Here is a 263-nt window from a genome sequence, read left to right as displayed (position 1 = left end):
GGAAGTCGGAGAGCTCGAGGCTTTCGCCGCCGTCGGAGCCGTCAGACCCGTCGGAACCGTCCGAGCCGTCCATCCCGTCGGAACCGTCCGAGCCGTCGCCGCCGCCGCCGCCGTTTCCGGAACAGCCGGCGAGCGTCACTGCGCCGGCCATGCCGAGCGCGGAGAGCCATTGTCGCCGGCCGATATGCCGGGAATCATCACGATCCTCAATGTTTCGCCGTGGCATACCAAGTAGTATGAGTGGGTGTATAAAAAACTTCAGA

Annotated in this window: 1 pseudogene; it reads right to left on the bottom strand. The window is 64.3% G+C overall.

Annotation, left to right across the window (positions count from 1 at the left end):
• Window positions 1-226 (bottom strand): annotated as a pseudogene (locus EXE45_RS18880) (ABC transporter substrate-binding protein); the annotation flags it as partial.
• Between the last annotated feature and the right edge of the window lie 37 nt (window positions 227-263).

Origin of the sequence: Halorubrum sp. SP9 (assembly GCF_005435015.1) — an archaeon.
In the GTDB taxonomy this organism is placed as follows: Archaea; Halobacteriota; Halobacteria; order Halobacteriales; family Haloferacaceae; genus Halorubrum; species Halorubrum sodomense.
The sequence above is the reverse complement of the archived record's forward strand: the minus strand, read 5'-3'. Positions and strand labels throughout refer to the sequence as shown.